14 protein-coding genes and 1 tRNA gene are annotated in these 20,152 nt (G+C 48.8%); 10 read left to right on the top strand and 5 right to left on the bottom strand.

What is annotated here, in order from left to right:
* Positions 1-18 precede the first annotated feature (18 nt).
* The 7 genes from MEALZ_RS14975 to MEALZ_RS14945 all read left to right on the top strand — a co-directional run bounded on the left by MEALZ_RS14975 (position 19) and on the right by MEALZ_RS14945 (position 7,398).
* Positions 19-570, top strand: coding sequence for a hypothetical protein (locus MEALZ_RS14975; RefSeq protein ID WP_162472974.1), 552 nt, complete (start codon positions 19-21; stop codon positions 568-570).
* Between the two features lie 356 nt (positions 571-926).
* Positions 927-1,166 (top strand): RNA chaperone Hfq, encoded by a 240-nt coding sequence (hfq, locus tag MEALZ_RS14970; protein ID WP_014149491.1) that lies wholly within the window; start codon positions 927-929, stop codon positions 1,164-1,166.
* A gap of 19 nt (positions 1,167-1,185) precedes the next feature.
* Entirely contained in the window at positions 1,186-2,448 is a 1,263-nt protein-coding gene (gene hflX / locus MEALZ_RS14965; RefSeq protein ID WP_014149490.1) for a ribosome rescue GTPase HflX, read from the top strand.
* Positions 2,449-2,754: 306 nt separating this feature from the next.
* Positions 2,755-3,939, top strand: a complete 1,185-nt coding sequence (gene hflK / locus MEALZ_RS14960; RefSeq protein ID WP_014149489.1) for an FtsH protease activity modulator HflK — start codon at positions 2,755-2,757, stop codon at positions 3,937-3,939.
* Complete coding sequence (gene hflC, locus MEALZ_RS14955; protein ID WP_014149488.1) at positions 3,939-4,796, top strand: protease modulator HflC; 858 nt, start codon at positions 3,939-3,941, stop codon at positions 4,794-4,796. Before hflK ends, hflC begins: the two co-directional genes overlap by 1 nt.
* A gap of 99 nt (positions 4,797-4,895) precedes the next feature.
* Entirely contained in the window at positions 4,896-6,086 is a 1,191-nt protein-coding gene (locus tag MEALZ_RS14950; RefSeq protein ID WP_014149487.1) for an ATP phosphoribosyltransferase regulatory subunit, read from the top strand.
* 13 nt (positions 6,087-6,099) lie between these two features.
* On the top strand, positions 6,100-7,398 hold the full coding sequence (locus MEALZ_RS14945) for an adenylosuccinate synthase (RefSeq protein WP_014149486.1): 1,299 nt from the start codon (positions 6,100-6,102) through the stop codon (positions 7,396-7,398).
* A 1,354-nt stretch (positions 7,399-8,752) separates the two neighbouring features.
* Here the strand turns inward: MEALZ_RS14945 and MEALZ_RS14940 are convergent.
* The 4 genes from MEALZ_RS14940 to MEALZ_RS14920 form a co-directional block, all read right to left on the bottom strand.
* Positions 8,753-9,943 carry an efflux RND transporter periplasmic adaptor subunit gene (locus MEALZ_RS14940; RefSeq protein WP_014149485.1) on the bottom strand — a complete coding sequence of 397 codons (1,191 nt, stop codon included), beginning with the start codon at positions 9,941-9,943 and terminating at the stop codon, positions 8,753-8,755.
* Positions 9,940-11,394: an efflux transporter outer membrane subunit gene (locus MEALZ_RS14935; protein ID WP_014149484.1), complete on the bottom strand. Its 1,455-nt coding sequence runs from the start codon at positions 11,392-11,394 to the stop codon at positions 9,940-9,942. The genes MEALZ_RS14940 and MEALZ_RS14935 overlap by 4 nt, the downstream gene beginning before the upstream one ends.
* Positions 11,391-12,971 (bottom strand): DHA2 family efflux MFS transporter permease subunit, encoded by a 1,581-nt coding sequence (locus MEALZ_RS14930; RefSeq protein WP_014149483.1) that lies wholly within the window; start codon positions 12,969-12,971, stop codon positions 11,391-11,393. Before MEALZ_RS14930 ends, MEALZ_RS14935 begins: the two co-directional genes overlap by 4 nt.
* A gap of 284 nt (positions 12,972-13,255) precedes the next feature.
* A complete protein-coding gene (locus MEALZ_RS14920; protein ID WP_014149482.1) occupies positions 13,256-14,254 on the bottom strand; it encodes a hypothetical protein in 999 nt (332 codons plus the stop codon).
* A gap of 364 nt (positions 14,255-14,618) precedes the next feature.
* Between MEALZ_RS14920 and norR the strand changes: the two genes are divergently transcribed.
* Positions 14,619-16,142, top strand: a complete 1,524-nt coding sequence (norR, locus tag MEALZ_RS14915) for a nitric oxide reductase transcriptional regulator NorR (protein WP_014149481.1) — start codon at positions 14,619-14,621, stop codon at positions 16,140-16,142.
* Between the two features lie 535 nt (positions 16,143-16,677).
* Here the strand turns inward: norR and MEALZ_RS14910 are convergent.
* Positions 16,678-18,378, bottom strand: coding sequence for a tetratricopeptide repeat protein (locus MEALZ_RS14910; protein WP_014149479.1), 1,701 nt, complete (start codon positions 18,376-18,378; stop codon positions 16,678-16,680).
* 274 nt (positions 18,379-18,652) lie between these two features.
* On the opposite strand from MEALZ_RS14910, the gene MEALZ_RS14905 reads away from it, so the two are divergent.
* Together MEALZ_RS14905 and tig are read left to right on the top strand one after the other, a co-directional pair.
* A tRNA-Leu gene (locus tag MEALZ_RS14905) sits at positions 18,653-18,737 on the top strand.
* Positions 18,738-18,851: 114 nt separating this feature from the next.
* On the top strand, positions 18,852-20,147 hold the full coding sequence (tig, locus tag MEALZ_RS14900; protein WP_014149478.1) for a trigger factor: 1,296 nt from the start codon (positions 18,852-18,854) through the stop codon (positions 20,145-20,147).
* Positions 20,148-20,152 lie beyond the last annotated feature (5 nt).

Below are 20,152 nucleotides of genomic sequence, written 5' to 3'. Positions count from 1 at the left end.
AACGACCGGGTAATGAATATGAAACTTTTTAGTGGATTGATTGTATTATTATTAATTGTTTCGACTGCCAAGGCTTATGCCGAGTTTTACGAAGTGCCGATGATGGATGCAAAATGGGACGTTGAAAGCGGTCAATCGGAATGCCTTCTTAAACAAACCGTCCCCAATTATGGCGTGGCGGTGTTTAGTCATCGTTCCGGGGCTGCGTTAAAATTCTCATTGCAGGAAAGGCGAGTTAAGGCGGATATCATCAAGGCGAATGTCATCGAAGCAACAGCGCCCTGGATACATAAGGAGTTAGCATCACCTAATCATGCGGTATATTTGGACGATGCAGCGCATGGCCGAGATTTTGATCGACTCAGTGTGTATGGAAATGCAGCAGAAGATATGCTCGATGCATTATTGCGAGGCAACGCGCCGACCTTTGTCTACGTGCGAGCATCGACGGTTTTAGATATGCGCGAAATTAGGGTATCGGTATCGCCGGTTAAGTTTTTGGAAAGCTATGATGACTTTGTTCAGTGCCGGGAAAAATTGTTACATAGTCGTTCAAGAGTAGTTTATTGAAAATTTGCCCTAGGATTTGGTCATAAATAACTTCCCTATTTTTAATGCAAGGTAAGCGAGTTACCGAACCCGCTACAAAACGCATAGCTCCAGGAAATTATTTTTCACGAAGTCCCTATAGGATTATTTTTGATTAAACAAGCATCAGTGTTGAATCTAGCCGGCAATTGACAATAAAAAAATTCCAGGCATGCTTGATTGCCGAGGGCGATCAGTGTGCTATTGGTTAATAATTGTCCAAGAGTATTAAAAACCGGTTAAAATGCTCTACGAATTAAGTTAGACTTACTGAAAAGTATTGGTATAGTGTATTCATAGTTTATTTAGGCTAGCTAAAAATAATAAGGAGAAAGCGGATGTCGAAAGGGCAAAATTTGCAGGATAATTTTTTAAATACACTCAGAAAAGAGCATACCCCTGTATCGATTTTTTTAGTGAACGGAATCAAGCTGCAAGGTCGTGTCGATTCGTTCGATCAATATGTCATTATGCTAAAAAACACGGTCAGCCAAATGGTTTATAAACATGCCATTTCAACGATCGTTCCAGGAAAACCCGTCAAAATAACCCGTGAAAACGAACTCATTGAAGATTAACGATACAAGGAGCGCTTGATTGTTTGAGCGTCCAAATGCCGGTGAACGGGCCGTGCTCGTTCACCTCACCTTACATACTTCACCCGAAGACCTTTCGGAACTGAAAGAATTGGCTAAATCGGCGGGCGCCGATCCTGTTTATGTGTTGACCGGCAGCCGGCAAAGTCCCGATTCGAAATATTTTATCGGTACCGGCAAGCTTGAGGAGCTCAAGCAGGCCATTAGCGAATATTCGGCCGATATCGTCTTATTTAATCATCCTTTGTCACCAAGCCAAGAGCGTAACCTTGAAAAAGCGTTGGAAGTTCGTGTGGTCGATCGCAATGGTTTGATCTTGGATATTTTTGCGCAGCGCGCGCAGACTTTCGAGGGCAAGCTTCAAGTCGAATTGGCTCAATTGCGGCATTTATCCACTCGCCTGATTCGCGGCTGGACGCATTTGGAGCGGCAAAAAGGCGGGATCGGCTTAAGGGGGCCCGGTGAAACGCAGCTCGAGACTGACCGCAGGCTTCTAGGGGTTCGGATTAAACAAATTCAACGTCGCTTGAATAAAGTTGCCAAACAGCGACATCAAGGGCGAAGTAAACGTAAAAAAGCCGAAGTTCCGTCGGTTTCGTTGGTCGGTTATACCAATGCGGGGAAGTCAACGCTATTCAATACGATGACCGGTGCGGAAATTTATGCGGCCGACCAGTTATTTGCGACGCTCGATCCGACTTTGCGCCAATGCGTATTGCCTAATAATGCCGAAATTGTTTTGGCCGATACCGTCGGATTTATTCGACATTTGCCTCATGAGTTGGTTGCCGCTTTCAGATCGACATTACAAGAAGCTAGCGAGGCAAATCTGCTTCTGCATGTGATTGATGCTAATGCCGAAGACCGCGATGAAACTATCGCCCAAGTTAATCAGGTTTTAGAGGATATCGAAGCGGATGAAATCAGACAGCTGCAAATATTTAATAAAATTGACCTCTTGCCGGATATTGAGCCGCATATCGACAGGGATGATGAAGGTAATGTTCTGAGAGTCTGGTTGTCGGCCGAAACCGGTGCGGGGATTGATTTGCTTTATCAGGTGTTAGCCGAAATTTTTGCTTCCAGCAAAGTGCGACGACAGCTCAGTCTTTTGCCAACTCAAGGCGACGTGCGAGCAAAGCTTTTCCGTTTAGGAACGGTCCTCGAGGAAGAAGCGAGCGATACGGGAGGATGGGATTTACTAGTCGAAATCGATAAAAAGCATTTGGGTGTTTTGAAATCGCTTGATAAGTTGGAGGCGTAGTATGAATATTCTAATCTTGATAAGTAGGTTTGTATAAAGGTAGTTTTTTTAGGATAATCCCCGATTTGATGACTATCCATAACCCAAATGATTGTTGCTCTCTTCGTGCTTGTGGTCTTTATCGGAAGCCGTAAATAAAAATAAGGTAAAACGTGGGAGCCAAAAATAATTTTTGTTTAAATTTATAGGTTTATTAAGTGATTGAAGCGGTTGCGAATGTTGGTTTTTCGTATCACCGATTTTTTATTTTACTGAAATAGACATCTTTTAATGTTTAATTTAAGAAAATCCAAATGGAGCATAGCTATGTCCTGGAATGAGCCTGGCGGCGGTAAAAAAGATCCTTGGAGCGGTCGTGGAGGAGACGATAAAGGTCCTCCGGATCTGGATGAAGCGATCAGAGCGCTTCAGGAAAAGATAGGCGGAATTTTCGGCGGTGGCGGCGGTGGCGGCAGTTCGCCGGGCGGATCGATGAAAGGTTTCGGGTTTCTTGTTGGGGGCGCTGTCGTTCTATGGGGGCTAAGCGGCTTTTATATCGTCGACGAAGGTAATCACGGCGTCGTTACGCGTTTCGGTAAATATACCGAAACGACGCAAGCCGGTTTGAATTGGCACATGCCTGCTCCGGTCGAAAGCGTCGAATTAGTGAATGTCAGACGGCAACGTTTTATAGAAGTCGGTTATCGTAGTGGCGGCTCTCAACAGACTTTAGGATCGGTGCCGAAAGAAGCATTAATGTTGACTAAGGACGAAAACATCGTCGATGTCCGTTTGGCTGTGCAATATCAAGTCAAGGATGCGAAGGATTTCCTGTTCAATGTCGTTAGCCCTGAGATCACACTAAAACAGGTGACCGAAGCGGCTCAGCGTGGAGTGGTTGGGTCGAGTAAAATGGACTTTGTCTTGACCGAAGGGCGTACTGAAATTGTGGCGCAAATCAGGGAGGAAATTCAAGATGTCATGGATTCTTATGAATCGGGCGTCCAAATAACTAGTGTCAACTTGCAGGATGCTCAGCCGCCTGAGCAAGTTCAGGGTGCGTTTGAAGATGCGATCAAGGCTCGAGAAGATCAGCAGCGTTTGATCAATGAAGCGGAAGCATACTCGAACGATGTGATACCGAAAGCGCGCGGCGCCGCGGCCAGAAAAATGGAGGAAGCCCAGGGTTATAAACAGCAGGTGATAGCTCGTGCGGAAGGTGAAACAAGTCGTTTCTTGGCCTTGCTCGGGGAATATAAAAAGGCTCCCGAGGTGACTCGCAATCGCTTGTACATCGAATCGGTGCAAAGTGTATTGACCCATTCGAATACCGTTTTTCTCGATGTAAAAGGCGGTAATAATTTGATGTATTTACCTTTGGATAAGTTGATTAAACAATCTCCAACGGAAGAATCCGCGCCAAAGCCTCAAACCGGCAGCGTGACGCAAACTAGGCCGCTCGATCCGGTTTTTCGAACCACTACTCGCGGTCGTGAAGGAAGGGGACGCTAATGACTTTGAATAAAATTTTAATCGGTGTCGCTGCAATCTTGTTCGTTGGGTTGATGTGCGTTTTTACCGTATCGGAAACCGAAAAAGCGATTAAATTCAAATTAGGTGAAATTGTCAGAAACGATTACGAGCCTGGAATTCATTTCAAATGGCCAATCATCAACAATGTCAAAAAGTTCGATAGTCGTATTCAAACGATGGATACATCGCCGGAGCGTTTTTTGACCGCTGAAAAGAAAAACGTAATCGTCGACTCTTTTGTTAAATGGCGAATCGGTGATGTCAAGGCCTTTTATACCGTAGTTGGCGGTGATATCAATCAGGCTAATTTAAGACTGGATCAGATTATCAAGGATGCCTTCCGCAGCGAATTCGGTAGACGGGATATCACGCAGTTAGTTGCGACCGACCGAAAAGCGATACGGCAAATCTTGATTGATAGAACCACGCAGATAGCAGCGGATTTAGGTCTCGATATCATCGACGTTCAAGTCAAGCGTATCGATTTACCGCCCGATGTCAGTAGTTCGGTGTTTAGAAGGATGGAAGCCGAACGTGAACGGGTAGCTAGGGAGTTTCGCTCTCAAGGTTCCGAGGCCGCTGAACGCATTCGCTCCGATGCCGATAGACAACGTGTCGTAATTCTTGCCGAAGCCTTTAGAGAAGCCGAGAAGCTGCGAGGCGAAGGCGATGCGATTTCGGCCGATACTTATGCTAAAGCGTTTACAAGAGATGCTGAATTCTATAGCTTTTACCGTAGTATCAATGCTTATAAAGAGACATTTAACAATCCTGAACGTATGATGGTCATCGATCCGGAATCAGAGTTCTTTAAGTACTTCAAGTCTCAGAAATAAAGAGTGGTAAAATTTATTGTTCAATCAAGTCGATTGGGCATTTTACAGAACTAACGCTCCGTCTTTACGGGGCGTTTTGTTTGAGTGGGTACGTAAAAAATGCAACAAAAAAATACTTGGCTTTTGCCCGACGGTATCGAAGAGGTCTTGCCGGCTGAAGCTAAGCACCTGGAAAATCTTAGGCGTAAGTTATTGGATGTCTTTTCGTGTTGGGGATATTCGCTGGTTATTACGCCAATGATCGATTATTTGGATTCTCTGTTGACCGGGTCCGGTCATGATTTGGATCTCCAAACTTTTAAATTAACCGATCAGCTGAGCGGTGAAATGTTGGGCATTCGTGCCGATATGACGCCGCAAGTTGCGCGTATCGATGCACATAACCTTAATAATTGTACGCCTGCCCGCTTATGCTATGTCGGAACGGTATTGCATACGCTTGGGGACCCGTTGGAAAAAACCCGGAGTCCTATGCAGATCGGTGCGGAATTATACGGTCACGAAGGCCGTGAGAGCGATGTCGAAGTGATTTCGTTGATGTTGGAAATGTTGGCGATGTCCGGCTTGAAAAACGTTCATCTCGACTTAGGGCATGTCGGTATTTATCGAGCCTTATCGGAACAGGCTGAATTGACCGATGCCGACGAAGCCGCATTGTTCGACGCGTTGCAGCGAAAAGCGCGGCCGGAAATTCGAGAACTCATCGAAGGATTGGCTCTCGATGAACAACTGAAAACAATGTTGCTCAGGTTGCCGGAACTCAATGGTGGTTACGAAACACTCGAGCAAGCACGAGCCGTGTTTGCCGATGCCGGCGATGCCGTAAAACAGGCCTTGGCAGATTTGCAAATGATTGCCGATCAAATGGCGGCCGCTTTTCCTGATTTGCCGTTGAGTTTCGATTTGGCCGAACTTAGAGGATATCGTTATCATACCGGCGTCGTGTTTGCGGCTTTCATGCCGAGCGTAGGGCGCGAGATAGCTAGAGGCGGACGCTACGACAATATCGGCGAAGTCTTCGGTAGAGCTCGGCCTGCCACGGGCTTTAGCGCCGATTTAAAATTATTGTCGGTGTTGAGTAAGGACATTATTCCGTATGAGCGGCCGGAAATTATTTTTGCCCCTGCTTCCGAAGACAGGGAGTTGGCCGAAAAAATTCGGGATTTACGTGCCGAAGGCCGTACCGTGATCCGTGAATTACCCGGACAGAACACAAATTACAAAGAGCTTGGATTTACTTCGATCTTGGAAAAAAATAATACCGACTGGATTGTTAAGGCTATCGCTTAATTTTGGAATCATCATGGGAAAAAATGTTGTAGTCATCGGCACTCAATGGGGTGACGAAGGAAAGGGTAAACTGGTCGATTTGCTGACCGATCAAGCGGATGCGGTCGTTCGTTTTCAAGGCGGCCACAATGCGGGGCATACCTTGGTCATACAAGGCCAGAAAACCGTATTGCATCTGATACCATCCGGTATTCTGCGAAAAGACGTGCAATGCATGATAGGCAACGGTGTCGTGCTCGCGCCTAATGCATTGCTTGAAGAGATCGAGATTCTCGAAAAGGCCGGTATTTCAGTTAAGAATCGACTACTGATTAGCGAGGCATGCGCATTAATACTACCGATTCATGTCGCGATCGATCAGGCCCGCGAACTGGCGCGCGGAAACAAAGCCATCGGCACGACCGGGCGCGGTATCGGCCCTGCTTATGAAGATAAAGTCGCGCGTAGAGGTTTGCGAGCCGGCGACCTATTCGATGTCGGCAGCTTCAGCGACAAGTTGAAAGAATTACTCGATTATCACAACTTCATGCTGACAAATTATTATAAAGTCGACGCGGTCGATTTTAACCAAGCACTCGACGAAGTTCTGTCTCAAGGCGAGCAAATAAAGCCGATGTTGGCCGATGTCGGCGACGTACTCTCAAAGTATCAAAGCGCCGGTAAAAAAATATTGTTTGAAGGCGCACAAGGCGCATTGCTCGATATCGACCATGGGACCTATCCCTATGTGACATCGTCGAATACAACGGCCGGTGGTGCTTCGACCGGAACCGGCGTCGGTCCGTTGAATCTCGATTATGTATTGGGCATTACCAAGGCTTATTCGACGCGGGTCGGCAATGGTCCGTTCCCAACCGAATTGATGAACGACATCGGTGAGCATCTCGGGGTGAAAGGTCATGAGTTCGGCGCGACGACCGGGCGCAAACGCCGAACCGGTTGGTTCGACGCGGTATCGATGCGCAAATCCGCCCAATTGAACAGCTTAACCGGCATTTGCCTGACCAAACTCGACGTGCTCGACGGTCTCGAAAAAATCGGCATTTGTACTGCTTACAAACTGGATGGCGAAGTCACCGAAACCGCTCCGTTAGGCGCGGATCGTTATCAGGCTTGCGAAGCGATCATCGAAGAAATGCCGGGTTGGAGCGATAGCACCGAAGGTGTGACCGAATACGACAAATTGCCGGAAAACGCGAAAGCCTATATCAAACGTATCGAAGAATTGGTCGGCGTCAAAGTAGCGATCCTATCCACGGGTCCCGACCGTGACGAAACCATCATGCTGGAACATCCGTTCAACTGCGATTGATGAAGCTCCGCATATGAAACGCCCGGTTTATGCCGGGCGGTTTCTGTGATTCCACCGGTACTACTGAGCGCCGGGTTCATTTATTATTTCCCGTATACTCAAAATTTAGCTATACCCCTCGTAGATCAAAATTCGGCGGCGGGGTTGCTCGTCAAAGGACGCCATGAACTCAGCACCTAAATTCCATAGGTTTTTGGCAATGATTTCAAATCATGGCTTATTTGGGTGCTGGGTGAATACATCCCTGTAGGCTCTATGCCAGCACCCCTGCGCCTTCTCAGGCACTGCCGAAGTTTGAAGTACCAAAGGTATAACTTTATCCTAGAAAAGCATTTTGTCCACGAAATACACAAAAATCACGAAAATATTTAAATAGTTATGCTTTCTAAACTGTTCATCCGATGGGTGATTCAAGAGAATAAAGTATGTCGCTGATTACTTTCGTGTATTTCGTGGTTTTAGTGGACTAACTGCTGCGGTTAAGTTAAGGCTTGTCGATGGCAAAAAAATCAAAAAAGGACTTGACCGTAGCCGGCTTATACACACCGAGCGCATTAATCGATTTTCAGGCCGAAATTCATAAATCAAGGACTTACGGAAACCAATATTGCTTCGTAAGTCATTGATTTAATGAAAATATGATGCTTGTATAAAAAATGATCAATTTAACAAAGCCGTAATAATTACGCGGCATGGAAGCTTTCATCATCAAGATATGCACAGAGTTATCCACAGGTTTTGTGGGTAACTGGAATTAGCTAATCAACAGTGAGACTTAGCCGATTTTCGTGAAATGATTTTAAGAATCGCGCGTAATTCGTCATTATCCTAAATTCGGCAGTTCAACCATGAAGCACATGAAGTTAATGAAGTATTTCAAGAGATGAGCTAAGGATTTCGTGATAAATAACATCCTGGAACCATGAGCTTTGTTGAGGGGTCGGTAACTCACTTGACAGGACGCCGTGAATACGTCCCTGTAGGCTTGACGACGGAATCTGATTGCCATGGATGGCATTCACCCAGCACCTAAATTATCTAAGATAGTTAACCATAGACAATGAGTTATGGAATTTAGGTGCTGGGTGAATGCAGATTTTGCATTACGCCATGGATGGCGTGTATTAGGGCAATGCAGGAGCAATTGCCGAGGAGCAAAAATCTGCCCTGCCGCCGACGCCTGCCAATCGAGTTACACCGAGTTCTCCATAAAATAAGGAAGTTATTTACGACCAAATCCTAAACATTCCCGGTAACCTTTCGGGTGAGCGAAAGTTGTAAACAAACGAATGACAAGTTATTGAATTAAATTCTTATTCTTCATGATCTTCATGGTGAAATGCTTTTTTAGGGATTATTCATTTAAGCGATTATTGTTAGGTTGGTTTTTATAAATGATTTCGCGGATCAATCGTTCGGCTTCTTCCAATTCGTTATCGAAGATCGTGGTGCGATAAAACTCGCTTCGGATGCTGACGCTCGAGGTCAAGAGCGGCTCGCCCGTTTCGCTAATGTTGATACGGGTTAGTGTCGATAGTCCCGGTTGCAGCGGGTGTTCTTGTATTTCTTTCGGGTCAAGGCCGATGCGGACCGGCACGCGCTCGGCGATATGAATGAAATTTCCGGTGGCGTTGTTGGTCGGCAGTACCGCGAATACGCTGCCGGTTCCGGGGTTTAGGCCTTGCACGGTGCCATGGTATAGTCTTTCGCCGCCGTAAGCGTCGATCTTGATTTCCGCGGATTGGCCGGGGCGGATAGAAGCGATTTGGGTTTCGAGAAAATTGGCCTCTATCCAGACTTCGTCTAGCGGCACAATGGCCATTAACGGCATACCGGACTTGATATGATCGCCGACATGCGCGCGGCGATTGGAAACATAGCCCGATACCGGCGCGAAGATGTTGCTGCGCCGATAATCCAAATAGGCTTTTTTGACACGGCTCTTGGCTTTTTCGACGGACGGATGGTGGTCGATGTCGGTTTCGAGCAATTGCGCTTGAATGCCCGATTTTTCCGCTTCGGCTTCGCTAATTGCCGCTTCCAGTTCGCGTAGCCGGTCGCGGGCGTTTTGCACTTGCTGTTCGGATACTGCGCCTTCGAAGAGGGCGCTTTCGTAACGTTTCAGATCGTGGCGAACTGTTGCCAACGAAGCTTGCCGAGCAATGACGCGATGATTGAGCGTGTCTATTTGGGCTTTCAGCGTGACGATGTTTCTAACCGTTTCGGCCAATTCGGCCTTGGCTTGTTGCAGGGCGACTTCGGCATGGTTGCCGTCGAGGCGAACCAATAGGTCGCCGGCTTGCACGGCCTGGGTGTTTTCGGCCGCGACTTCGACGACGATGCCTTCGGTCAACGCTTTGATTGTGATCAAATGTCCCGCGACGAAGGCGTCGTCAGTAGCGACCCAATCCCGATTCATATACCACCAATAGGCGAAATAGCTCAAGCCGGCCAGCAATATCGCCAGTGTTACGCCTTTCAATCGGCGGTTACGCTTGCGGAGGATCTCTCTCGGACGGATTTTTTGGGGTACGGCTGTCGTCATAGTTTGTCGTTTTCGGTATAGCCGCCGCCCAGGGCTTTAAAGAGCTGCACGGCGGTTTTGAAGCGTTCGTTTTCGAGCGTCGCCAAGTGGTAGCGTTGATCCAGAACCTGAATTCGAGCTTCCAGCAAATCGCTACGATTGTTGAGTCCGGCTCGATTGAGGGTTTGCGCGAGACTTTCATTGCTTTGAGCCGCCTCCAGCGAATGTTGATGCTTAGCGAGTCTGTCTTCGATCTCTTGCCAACGCGTCAAGGCATCGGCGACTTCTTGTACGGCATGCAGCAGGCTGGCGTTATAGCGCTCCACCGCCGCATCGTAGGTGGCTTCTTGATAAGTCAAATTAGCGCGCAGACGGCCGCCTTCGAATATCGGAAACTCGATCGAGGGTCCGACGGCATAGGCCAGGCTTGCGCCTTGCAGCATCACGTCGGTCATGCTAACGCTATGCAGGCCGGTAAATGCGATTAGATTGACGTCCGGATAAAATGCGGTTTCGGCGACTTTGATTTCTTCGGCGGCGGCTTCGGCGTGCAGTCTGGCCGCGGCGATATCGGGACGGTGCGCTAGCAGGCTCAACGGCAGGTCGGCCGGTAGGTTCAAGCGTTTCGGAAACAAGCTTGGGTCGGCCGCGATGCTTTGTCCCCAGTCGGGGCCACGTCCGGCGAGCGCCGCGAGCAAATGGCGCTGTAGGTCGACCTTGGCGCGAAAAGCGGCTTCGATTTCTCGGGCTGCGTTCAATTCGATACCTGTAGTCAATGGAGCGGAGCGTTCGACCAAGCCGAGCTCGAGCCGAGTCTGTTCGAGTTTTAACAATGCTTCTTTGTGCCGCACGATTTGTTGTATCAGTTTCAGTTTTTCGGCGCTTTCGCTCAGGTCGAAATAGCCTTGCGCAACGGTGGCCGATAACAATAATTTGGCGTCGGCCAGTTCGTTTTCGACAGCAACGGCACGGCCGACAGCGGCCTGCAAAGCGGCTTTGTCGCGTCCCCAAAAGTCCAGGTGATAACGCAAGATTAACGGGTTGATCAGCATGTGCCGGAAATTTTCTCCGGCGAATTTGACTTGCACGCTGTTCGCGGAAAATCGTTGGGCATTGAAGGTGATGTTGGCATGGACGGTCGGATACAGTTCGGCTGCTTGCGCATCGACCATCGACTGAGCCTGGCTTAGCCGTGCCGCGGTGGCTTTTAGATCCGGGTTGCTTTCGAGCGAGGCTTCGATCAGGGTTTGTAATTGCGGATTGTTAAAAATGTCCCACCAAGCCGGATCCGGCCATCGATCGGTCGCCGGCAGTCTTTGCTGTGCCTCGCTAATCGTTTGGCCGATCTCAGGCAGCGCATTCATTACGGCGCGTTGCGTGCTTTCGGGAAACCACGCGCAACCGGCTATCAATAGCGTACCGCCGAGCAGGCATGCGCTAACGGTGTGTTGTTTGGCCAGATTATCTGTCATGGCCCCTCCGATAAGGCTTGTTGAGCCTTGCGCCTTAGCGCGCGGGCGATCGTCGATTTAGCCGGTTGCCGGGTCGGATAAGCGAACCAAACCAAGATCGATAAGCCGACGAATAGGCAGCCGGCCAACCAGTAAGCGTCGTTCATTGCGTTCAGCACCGATTCGTGTTCCACGATTTTGGCCAGTTTAATGAATGCCTGCCCTTCGGACAGCCCGGTCGCAAGTAAAGGTTCCATGGCTTGGTCGTAACGAGGTGTGAGCGGTGTCAGGACTTCCGCTATCCGGGTCATATGAAACGGCTTGCGTTGATAGATGATGATGGTTTGCAGTGTGATTCCGAATGCGCCTCCGGCAATCCGCATCAGTCCGGCCAATTCGACGGCTCGCCATTGTCGTTCGGGCGGCAAGCCGTGCAGCATCAGCGCGGTCAACGGCACGAAAAAACTGCCCAAACAAATGCCTTCCAATAGCTTGGGCCAGAACAGATCGGCATAGGCGTCGCTTACATCGAAGCGGCTGAGCCAGAAATAGGTCGCCGCGAAGCCGAGTAAATTAAAAGAGGCCAACAGGCGGGCATCGAAGCGCTTGATGATCTCATGGAAGATCCCTCCCATCGGTTTCGCGAAAATTGCCATTGGCAGAAACACTAGTCCGGCCAGCCATGACGAGTAGCCTAGGGTGATTTGCAATTGCACGATCAGCATCGATAGCAGGCCTTGAAAGCACAGAAAGCCCAGAAACAGCGATAGGGCGCCGATTGTGAAGTTGCGATGCGCGAACAGTCCGATATCCAAAAACGGATAACGTGCGCCGAGTTCCCAAACGATCCAATAGGCGAGACTGATAGCCATGACGATGATCAAGGCATCGATCAGCAGCGAATTCGTCCAATCCCAGTCGTTGCCAATATTTAGAATCGTTTGCAGGCAACCCAGAATTACGGCTATTAAAATAAAACCGGTGAAGTCGAAGCGCCGCCAGATTCGCTTGTAGCCGCGCCGGTAGAGTAGCGCGCCGACGACTCCGGCAATCGTGAGCGCGATCGGAACGTTGATCCAAAACAACCAGCGCCAACCCAGGGTGTCAGCGATCCAGCCGCCGAAGGGGGGCGCGAAAGTGAAGGGCGTCAAGGTAAATAGGCTCCAGACCCCGATACCTAACGATTTGCGTTTATCCGGGAACTCCTTGATCAGCAGCGATTGCCCGAGCGGCAACGTCAGACCGCCGGCAAAGCCCATGACGATACGTCCGGCCAAGTAAGCATAGAACGATGAGCTGTAGGCGCAAATCCACGAGGCCAGCGCAAAGATCGTAAAGGCCGCGACAAAGGGGCGGTACTCGCCGATGCGCCGAGACAACCAGCCGCCGACAGGAAAGGCCAGCGCCAAACCGATCATGTAATCGGTTTGCGTCCAAGTAGCATAGCTCAATGGAATGCCGAGTCCGCCGGCGACGCGGGGCAGCATCGCGATGTAGGCGCCGGCATTGAATAGGACCAAGGCATGACTCAAGCCCAGGCAGCCATTGAACAAAATAAAGCGCCAACCTTTCAGGCGTTTCGCATAAATGATGCTCATTGCCGCTTAGGATTTCGTAATAAATAACGTCCTGGAACTATGAGCCTTGTTGAGGGTTCGGTCACTCGCTTGGCAGGACGCCGTGAATACGTCCGTGTAGGCTTGACACGGCGGAATCTGATTGCCATGGATGGCATGAATGCAGATTTTGCAGGAGCAAAAATCTGCCCTGCCGCCGACACCTGCCAATCGAGCAACCGAACCCTCCTTAAAATAGGGAAGTTATTTACGGCCAAATCCTTAAAGCATGGAGGGGGCGAATCTATCAACATATTGAGGCAAGGCTAAAATTGTGTATTGACCGGCGGGGCTTCGACGAAGGGTATTTTAGATGGGTTCAGAGCCGTTTTCCGAAGCGGCAACCCGATGTTGCCGAGCCCGCGGTCGACGAGTCGCATGCCCATATCGGTAATCAGTTGTTTGAAACGTTGGCCTTCGTTGCCGAGTAGGGATTGCGACGAGCCGGAAACCGTATAGGTTTCTGCGCTGGTTCTGGCGTAAACCGTGCCGTCGGCCGGATCGACCAAGCGCATGAGAATTTGTAGCGCTGTTTGACCTTCGAAGATTCGGTAATGTCCGATGCCGATTTCGAGAACCGCATCAAAACCGGCCGATTCCTTTAGCGAGCGGTAGTCGATCGAGGATTGCGTTTGTTCGTACCACTGCGCAACCGATTTGCGCCAGTCGGCTGGGTCGCTACTGAACCGAGCTGTGGGGCTAGGTAGCCGGTAATAATGGCTACTCAATTGGGATTTGATATTGTTAAAGGTCAATTGCGTCACTAGGTTTTCAGCCAAAGCCTGGCTCGGTAGCCAATAGTCTTGACCGAGGGGCGAGAGTGACGGGCGATGCGCGTCTTGTTCTATGTCGGGGGCGAACTCGGTAACGACATCTTCGTTGCTGATTAATCCCGAGACTAGCAGCTTGCCCGGATTGAGATAGATCTTTTTGGTCAAGGGTGTTGCGATCTCCATGTTCCGAAAGTGACGCTGCACCGGTAGGCGGTTGTCGATGGGATCGGGAATGACTTCGAGCGGCGGCGTTTCGATTGGGACGACGAGGATCTGGCGTAATTGTGCGGTTTTGTATGCAGGCGCCTTGATCGGCGGCGCTTGGCAACCCGATAATACTAAGGGAAGGAGTAATATGAATATACCGGTCATGATGCTGTCGATTCGATTGCGCCGCGGTTTGCCGAAACGAGTAAGGAGCGCGCGGTAATCGAAGTCATGGCTATTGTTTGTGTTGGGGCTTAGCGCCGTGTTCAAAATTGATTCTGGCATCGGTGTGCTCCTGTCTTGAGTTATTCGATTGCTATTATTTAAACGGTGCCGGTAAATGATTTCGTTACTGGATAAACTATTGATCGTGTTGATTGGGGCGTTCCGTTATAGTTTGAGGAGCAGGCAAGCAATTATCGGGCCTATATTTATGTTGTTGAATAATAACAGATATTTTTATTTTGTTAGAAATTGTTGTTATAATGACACTTTTTGATGGAGTGCGATTTGCCGTGAGTCAACCGAATTTGCTGAATCAGGTGTCGGATGAACTGTAGGAGGAGGGGTGGAATAGGGGGTGTTATATTGACTCTATTTGTGTCTAAATAACACGATACTTTGATCGGATCAGCCTGGGATTATTGAAATGGATAATGCTATACGTGAAGTAGTGCTCACCTTGACCGCTAATTTGTCGATGAATGAGCGTTATACCGAATTTTTGAACGTGTTTGCCAGAATTACCGGTAATCATGCGTGCGCCCTGTTGCGTTATCAAGACGGGCTATTGATCCCTGTCGCGACACGAGGCTTGGTACCCAAGGTCCTTGATATGCAGTTTCAACCGGAGCTTCATCCTCGCTTATCGGTCATCATGCAATCGCGGGCCCCGGTTAGGTTCCCGGTCAACGACCCGAGGCCCGATCCTTATGATGGTCTGCTAAGTAACGATGCCAATGGGACGATTGGGGTTCATGCCTGTGTCGGTTGCGCCTTATATAATGAAAACACTCTATTTGGAGTGCTGTCCGCGGATTCGTTGGAGGCTGGTGCCTTCGATCATATCGAAGACAGCGTGTTTCGTATTTTTGCTGCCTTGGCAACGGTGTCGCTGCGATATGAATCGTATATCAATCGTTTGGAGCAGTTGGCGAAGCACCGTGAATTAGTCGCTAGCGAGTTGGTCAACGAGAACCTACAGCGCAGCAATCAAACCTTGGGTGAAAGTCCGGCAATGCGGAAATTGAGCGGCGAGATCGATATCGTCGCCGGTTCCGATTTGACCGTGCTGCTGCTGGGCGAAACGGGGGTCGGTAAAGAAGTCATCGCGCGTATCATTCATGCCCGTTCGCCGCGAGCCGAGCAGCCCTTGGTTTATGTCAACTGCGCGGCTTTGCCTGAAGCCTTGGCCGAAAGTGAATTATTCGGTCATGTAAAGGGGGCCTTTACCGGCGCGAATAACGACCGCGCCGGTAAATTCGAATTAGCCAATGGCGGTACGCTATTTTTGGATGAAGTCGGCGAATTGCCGTTGACGATACAGGCGAAATTGTTGCGCGCGGTGCAATTTGGCGAAATCCAGCGCATCGGCTCCGACAAGAGTCATCGATCCGATGTGCGGATCATTGCCGCCACGAACCGAATGTTGGCAGAGGAAGTCAAGGCAGGCCGTTTTCGCGCCGATTTGTATCACAGACTGAGCGTCTATCCATTGCATGTTGCCCCGTTGCGTGAACGTATCGTCGATATTGCCGTGTTGGCCCGGTACTTCCTTAATCAGGCCAGGGTGCGTTTAGGTTTGGTTCACGCCGGACTGGCCGCTGAAACTGTCGAAGTCCTGCAAGGTTACCGTTGGCCGGGTAATGTTCGAGAATTGGAGCATGTGATATTGCGAGCGGTGCTCAGGGCCTCGTCGATACGAGGGCGCTCGGTAATACTGGAGCCTGGCGATTTGGATCTTGCAGAGAAGCATGAGACGGTTAAACAAGTCGAGTCGGTCATGCCTGATGTTAAAGACGTTTCGTTGTCGCAGGCGGTCGATGAGTTTCAACGGCAATTGATAAGGACTGCTTATCTCGAAGAGGGATCGAATTGGGCGAAAACGGCCCGTCGTCTTGGTGTCGATCGCGGAAACCTTCATCGCTTGGCTAAACGTTTGGCGATCAAATGATACTGAATGGCGTGGGTTTTGTGGGGCGTTTTTATGGATAGTATACCCCTTGCTGGTCAAAATTCGGTGCTGGGGGCCCGTCAAAGGACGCCGTGAATACGTCCGTGTAGGCTCTATGATAGCATCCATGCTATCAAAGCCTTTGCCGTACACCCCGGCACCTCCATAGGCAAATGCCGAAATTTGAAGTGCGATAGGTATAACTTGAAAAAAGCTATGTTTCCGTTAATTGCTGGCAGAGTTACGGCATTAACTGCCTAGGCTCAGGGATGGCGCCTGGTGATTGGCATCCGCATCTTTGTAGTCTGGAGGCCGGCAATCTGCGGGGATAACGCTTTCGATATTTAGGTTTAAGTATTAATGGACTAGCGAAAAAATTAGTCAATTTAACTGAGTAGTAATACTTATGGGGGTTGAAGGCGGTAATCATCAAAATATGCACAAAGTTATCCACAGGATTTGTGAATAAATTTTTAAGGTCGTTTATGAGCAATAATCCTAGGGTCATCAAGATATGTTTATTCTTGAAAATTGCCTAAAACCGTGAGCCGGTCAGTTCGACATCGGCTTCCGCCCAAACGTGCCGGAACTGAGTATCGATTTTATCGGCTTCGCGGTTTTTATGCTGTTCGCGTAAGCTTTGCGCTAGTCCGTACAATGACCAGCCGTTTTGCGGATGATGCCGCAAATCCTCGCGATAAACGAGTTCGGCCTCTTGCGGTCGGTCCGCTTCGAGTAAAATAGCCCCTAAAACCTGCCTCGGCGGCAAATACCAGTCTTTAGGTTCGGTATAATTGAGGCCGTCTTCGAGCTCAATTGCGTGCTTGAGATGGGCGGCGGCTTTGTCGTAGTCTTTGCTTGCGGCGGCCAGTTCGCCGCTCAGAATATCCGATCCGATTCGCAACAACGATGCGACCGGGTTTAAATCGAATACTTTCAATTCGGCAATAGCGGGATCGTTCAGGATTTTTTCAAGTTGAGCCAATTCCTGACGGGCGGGCTCGGCTTGATTTGTTCTGAGTAAAGCCAGTCCGCGCGTATAATGCCGGATGCCTTTCGGATAGAGTAAATCAGCAGCCGGTAAGGGCTCTTTTAAAATAGTCTCCCATTCTCCGAACAAAGCTAGCGTATAAAGCGGAATCAGCGAAAAATGCTGCAATGTTCCGTCCAGACCAGGCTCGCGCAATAATTCCGGTTTGACCTTGGATGCGGTATCGGCGGCCGCCTGGGTAGCCAATGCCTTGCGTCCGGTTTTGATTGCGGCAGCCCATAAGAAATGATGATTATGCGGGACATAGGCAAGGGTATAGATGCTTTCGGTATGGTTGTGACTCAGATAGCCGTGATCGGATTTAACAGCTTGCTGATTGGCTAGAATCGCATCGCGGTAGCGCCCGGTGCGGATATAGATATGCGCCGGCATATGGACCAAATGGCCGGAAGCCGGGACCAAGGCCGGCAGGCGCTGAGCGCTCGGAAGCGCTTTTTCGGGGAACGGTGAGGCCTCGAGAGCGTGAATATACAAATGATTGGCGAGTGGATTATTGGCATCGATAGCCAGAGCCTGTTCTAAGGTCGATACGATTTCCGCTGTCCACGGTTTGGCCTCGCCTTGTTTGGTCCAGAAGTCCCATGGATGCAAATCCATCAAAGCTTCGGCAAATAGAGAAAGGATGACGGGGTCGTCAGGAAAGCGTTGAGCCACTTCGCGCATGGCTGCCGCATAGGCTTCATCAAGAAATGCCCGGTCTGCCGGCGCCTCTTTTACATAACGTTTGGTTAAGGCCTGAATCAGGGCTTTTTCTTTGTCGGAGACCGAATCGGCGAGTGTCATCGCTTTTTGTGCCGATGCATAGGCTTGTGGGACACTGCTTGGGTCCATCGGCGCATTAATATTCGGTCCAAGTACTAGCGCTTCGCCCCAATAGCACATGGCGCAGTTCGGCTCCAAGCGATAGGCTTGACGGAATGAACGTGCCGCTTCGGCATGGTTGAAACCGTAGGTTAGAATCAAGCCTTGGTCGAAATAGCGTTGTACCGCAGTCGATGATGTGGCGATCGGATAGCGGTGGTCGCCCAAATCGTTGAACAACGGTACGGTTTCGACTTGTACGTTATGGCAGCCATGGAGCAGCAGCGCCGAAAACAAGAGCTTTGTTAAATCATGCATGCGTTTTTTCTTTAGTGTGTGTTGCGAAAAGCGGGCGATGACGATTCGTGGGCTGTCATTGCTCATGAATCACTATGTTAGTTTCGTTGTTTATCCTATAAAAAAAGCATTTCACCATGAAGATCATGAAGAATAAGAAGTTAATTCAATAGCTTGTTATGCGTTTGTATGGAGCTTTTGCTCACAAAAACGTTTAGCGAGAATGTTTTAGGTAATTTCTTGAAATCCTTCATGAACTTCATGTGCTTCATGGTTAAACTGCCGAATTTAGGATAAAGGGTTTCAAAAAAAAGTTTGTATAATAGCGTATATCGAATATAATGCCGCGTTCATTTGATGTGCGAATGTGGCGGAACTGGTAGACGCGCTGGATTTAGGTTCCAGTAGGGTAGCCTGTGAGAGTTCGAGTCTCTCCATTCGCACCAATAAATTCTAAATACATACATTTCAAGTTAGCGTTCCCAACGTTGACTTTTCCAAGTCTTAAGCCTTTGTCAGGCGTCTTAATCCAATCGTATCAAAATAAGCTGAGGTAAAAAATGCAGGTTTCTGTCGAAAAAACATCGGAATTAAGCAGAAAAATGACCGTGAGCGTGCCTGAAGAGGTTGTTAAGGATAAAATGGAAAGCCGTTTTAAATCCTTGGCGCGCGAAGTCAAATTGGATGGTTTTCGGCCGGGCAAAGTACCTCAGCATGTCATTAAAAAAATGTTCAAGGATAGAGTTCGAGAAGAAATCGCCGGTGATTTGATTCAGTCGACTTATTTTGAAGCCCTGCAAGAACAAAATTTAAGACCGGCAGGATACCCGCAAATTCAACCAATCGATGAGTCGGAAGGTTTTCAATACACGGCGGAGTTCGAAGTCTATCCCGAGATACCTCTTCAAGGAATTGACGGTATCGAAGTGGTTCGAAAAGTTGCGTCTGTCGAGGAGTCCGATCTTGATGCGATGATCGAGCAAATCAGAAATCAAAACAAAACTTGGGCTCCTGTAGAGCGTCCAGCTCAAGCTAATGATCAAGTTTCGATTAGCTTTTCTGGTGTTAGCGAAGGCGAAAATTTCACCGATGGCAAAGTCGACGACTATCCTGTTGAGATCGGCGCCAACAAAATGATACCCGGATTCGAAGATAATCTGATTGGTTTGAGTGCCGGCGACGTCAAAACTTTTACCGTGACATTCCCCGAACAATACGGCAACGCCAAGTTGGCAGGTAAGCCTGCGGAGTTTGAAGTTTCTGTAGCCAAGGTTGAAGAGTCTGTGGTTCCTGAAATAGACGCCGAATTTCTGAAAAATTACGGAGTTTTAGACGGCGACCTGACGACCTTCAAAAATGATGTCAAGGCGAACATGGAGCGGGAATTGAAGCAAGCGTTGCGTAATAATCTTAAGACTGCCGTAATGGATAGTTTGTATGCCAATATTTCGGTTTCATTACCGAAAACGCTTGTCGATCAGGAAGTCGAGGAAATAATCAAGCCTTATGCCGAAAACGCTAAAAAGCAAAACCGCAAATTAGACGAATCTGAATTACCGAGGGATGTTTTTGAGGAACAGGCGCGCCGAAGAGTTGCTTTAGGCTTGATTCTGAGCGAAGTTATTCAGGCCAACAATATTAAAGTCGATGAAGCGAAAGTGCGATCGACGATTGAAGATATGGCGCAAAGTTACGAGCGCTCTGAGGATGTTATTAATTGGTATTATTCCGATGAAAATCGTCTGAATGAAATACGACAGCTGGTTTTGGAAGACCAAACCGTTGAGTGGATTGTCGAAAGAGCTAAAGTCTCCGATGAAAAAGTCAGTTTCGATGCTATCATGGGTAAGAAGTAACAGAT

The sequence above is a fragment of the Methylotuvimicrobium alcaliphilum 20Z genome, from assembly GCF_000968535.2.
Lineage (GTDB): Bacteria > Pseudomonadota > Gammaproteobacteria > Methylococcales > Methylomonadaceae > Methylotuvimicrobium > Methylotuvimicrobium alcaliphilum.
This window is presented reverse-complemented; position numbering and strand designations above follow the sequence as displayed.

Coding starts and splice junctions, on each gene's coding strand:
- MEALZ_RS14950 (WP_014149487.1), top strand. CDS start 4,896: ATGCAACAAAAAAATACTTGGCTTTTGCCCGACGGTATCGAAGAGGTC.
- MEALZ_RS14910 (WP_014149479.1), bottom strand. CDS start 18,378: ATGAGCAATGACAGCCCACGAATCGTCATCGCCCGCTTTTCGCAACAC.
- MEALZ_RS14930 (WP_014149483.1), bottom strand. CDS start 12,971: ATGAGCATCATTTATGCGAAACGCCTGAAAGGTTGGCGCTTTATTTTG.
- MEALZ_RS14945 (WP_014149486.1), top strand. CDS start 6,100: ATGGGAAAAAATGTTGTAGTCATCGGCACTCAATGGGGTGACGAAGGA.
- MEALZ_RS14975 (WP_162472974.1), top strand. CDS start 19: ATGAAACTTTTTAGTGGATTGATTGTATTATTATTAATTGTTTCGACT.
- tig (WP_014149478.1), top strand. CDS start 18,852: ATGCAGGTTTCTGTCGAAAAAACATCGGAATTAAGCAGAAAAATGACC.
- hflC (WP_014149488.1), top strand. CDS start 3,939: ATGACTTTGAATAAAATTTTAATCGGTGTCGCTGCAATCTTGTTCGTT.
- MEALZ_RS14920 (WP_014149482.1), bottom strand. CDS start 14,254: ATGCCAGAATCAATTTTGAACACGGCGCTAAGCCCCAACACAAACAAT.
- hflK (WP_014149489.1), top strand. CDS start 2,755: ATGTCCTGGAATGAGCCTGGCGGCGGTAAAAAAGATCCTTGGAGCGGT.
- hfq (WP_014149491.1), top strand. CDS start 927: ATGTCGAAAGGGCAAAATTTGCAGGATAATTTTTTAAATACACTCAGA.
- MEALZ_RS14935 (WP_014149484.1), bottom strand. CDS start 11,394: ATGACAGATAATCTGGCCAAACAACACACCGTTAGCGCATGCCTGCTC.
- MEALZ_RS14940 (WP_014149485.1), bottom strand. CDS start 9,943: ATGACGACAGCCGTACCCCAAAAAATCCGTCCGAGAGAGATCCTCCGC.
- norR (WP_014149481.1), top strand. CDS start 14,619: ATGGATAATGCTATACGTGAAGTAGTGCTCACCTTGACCGCTAATTTG.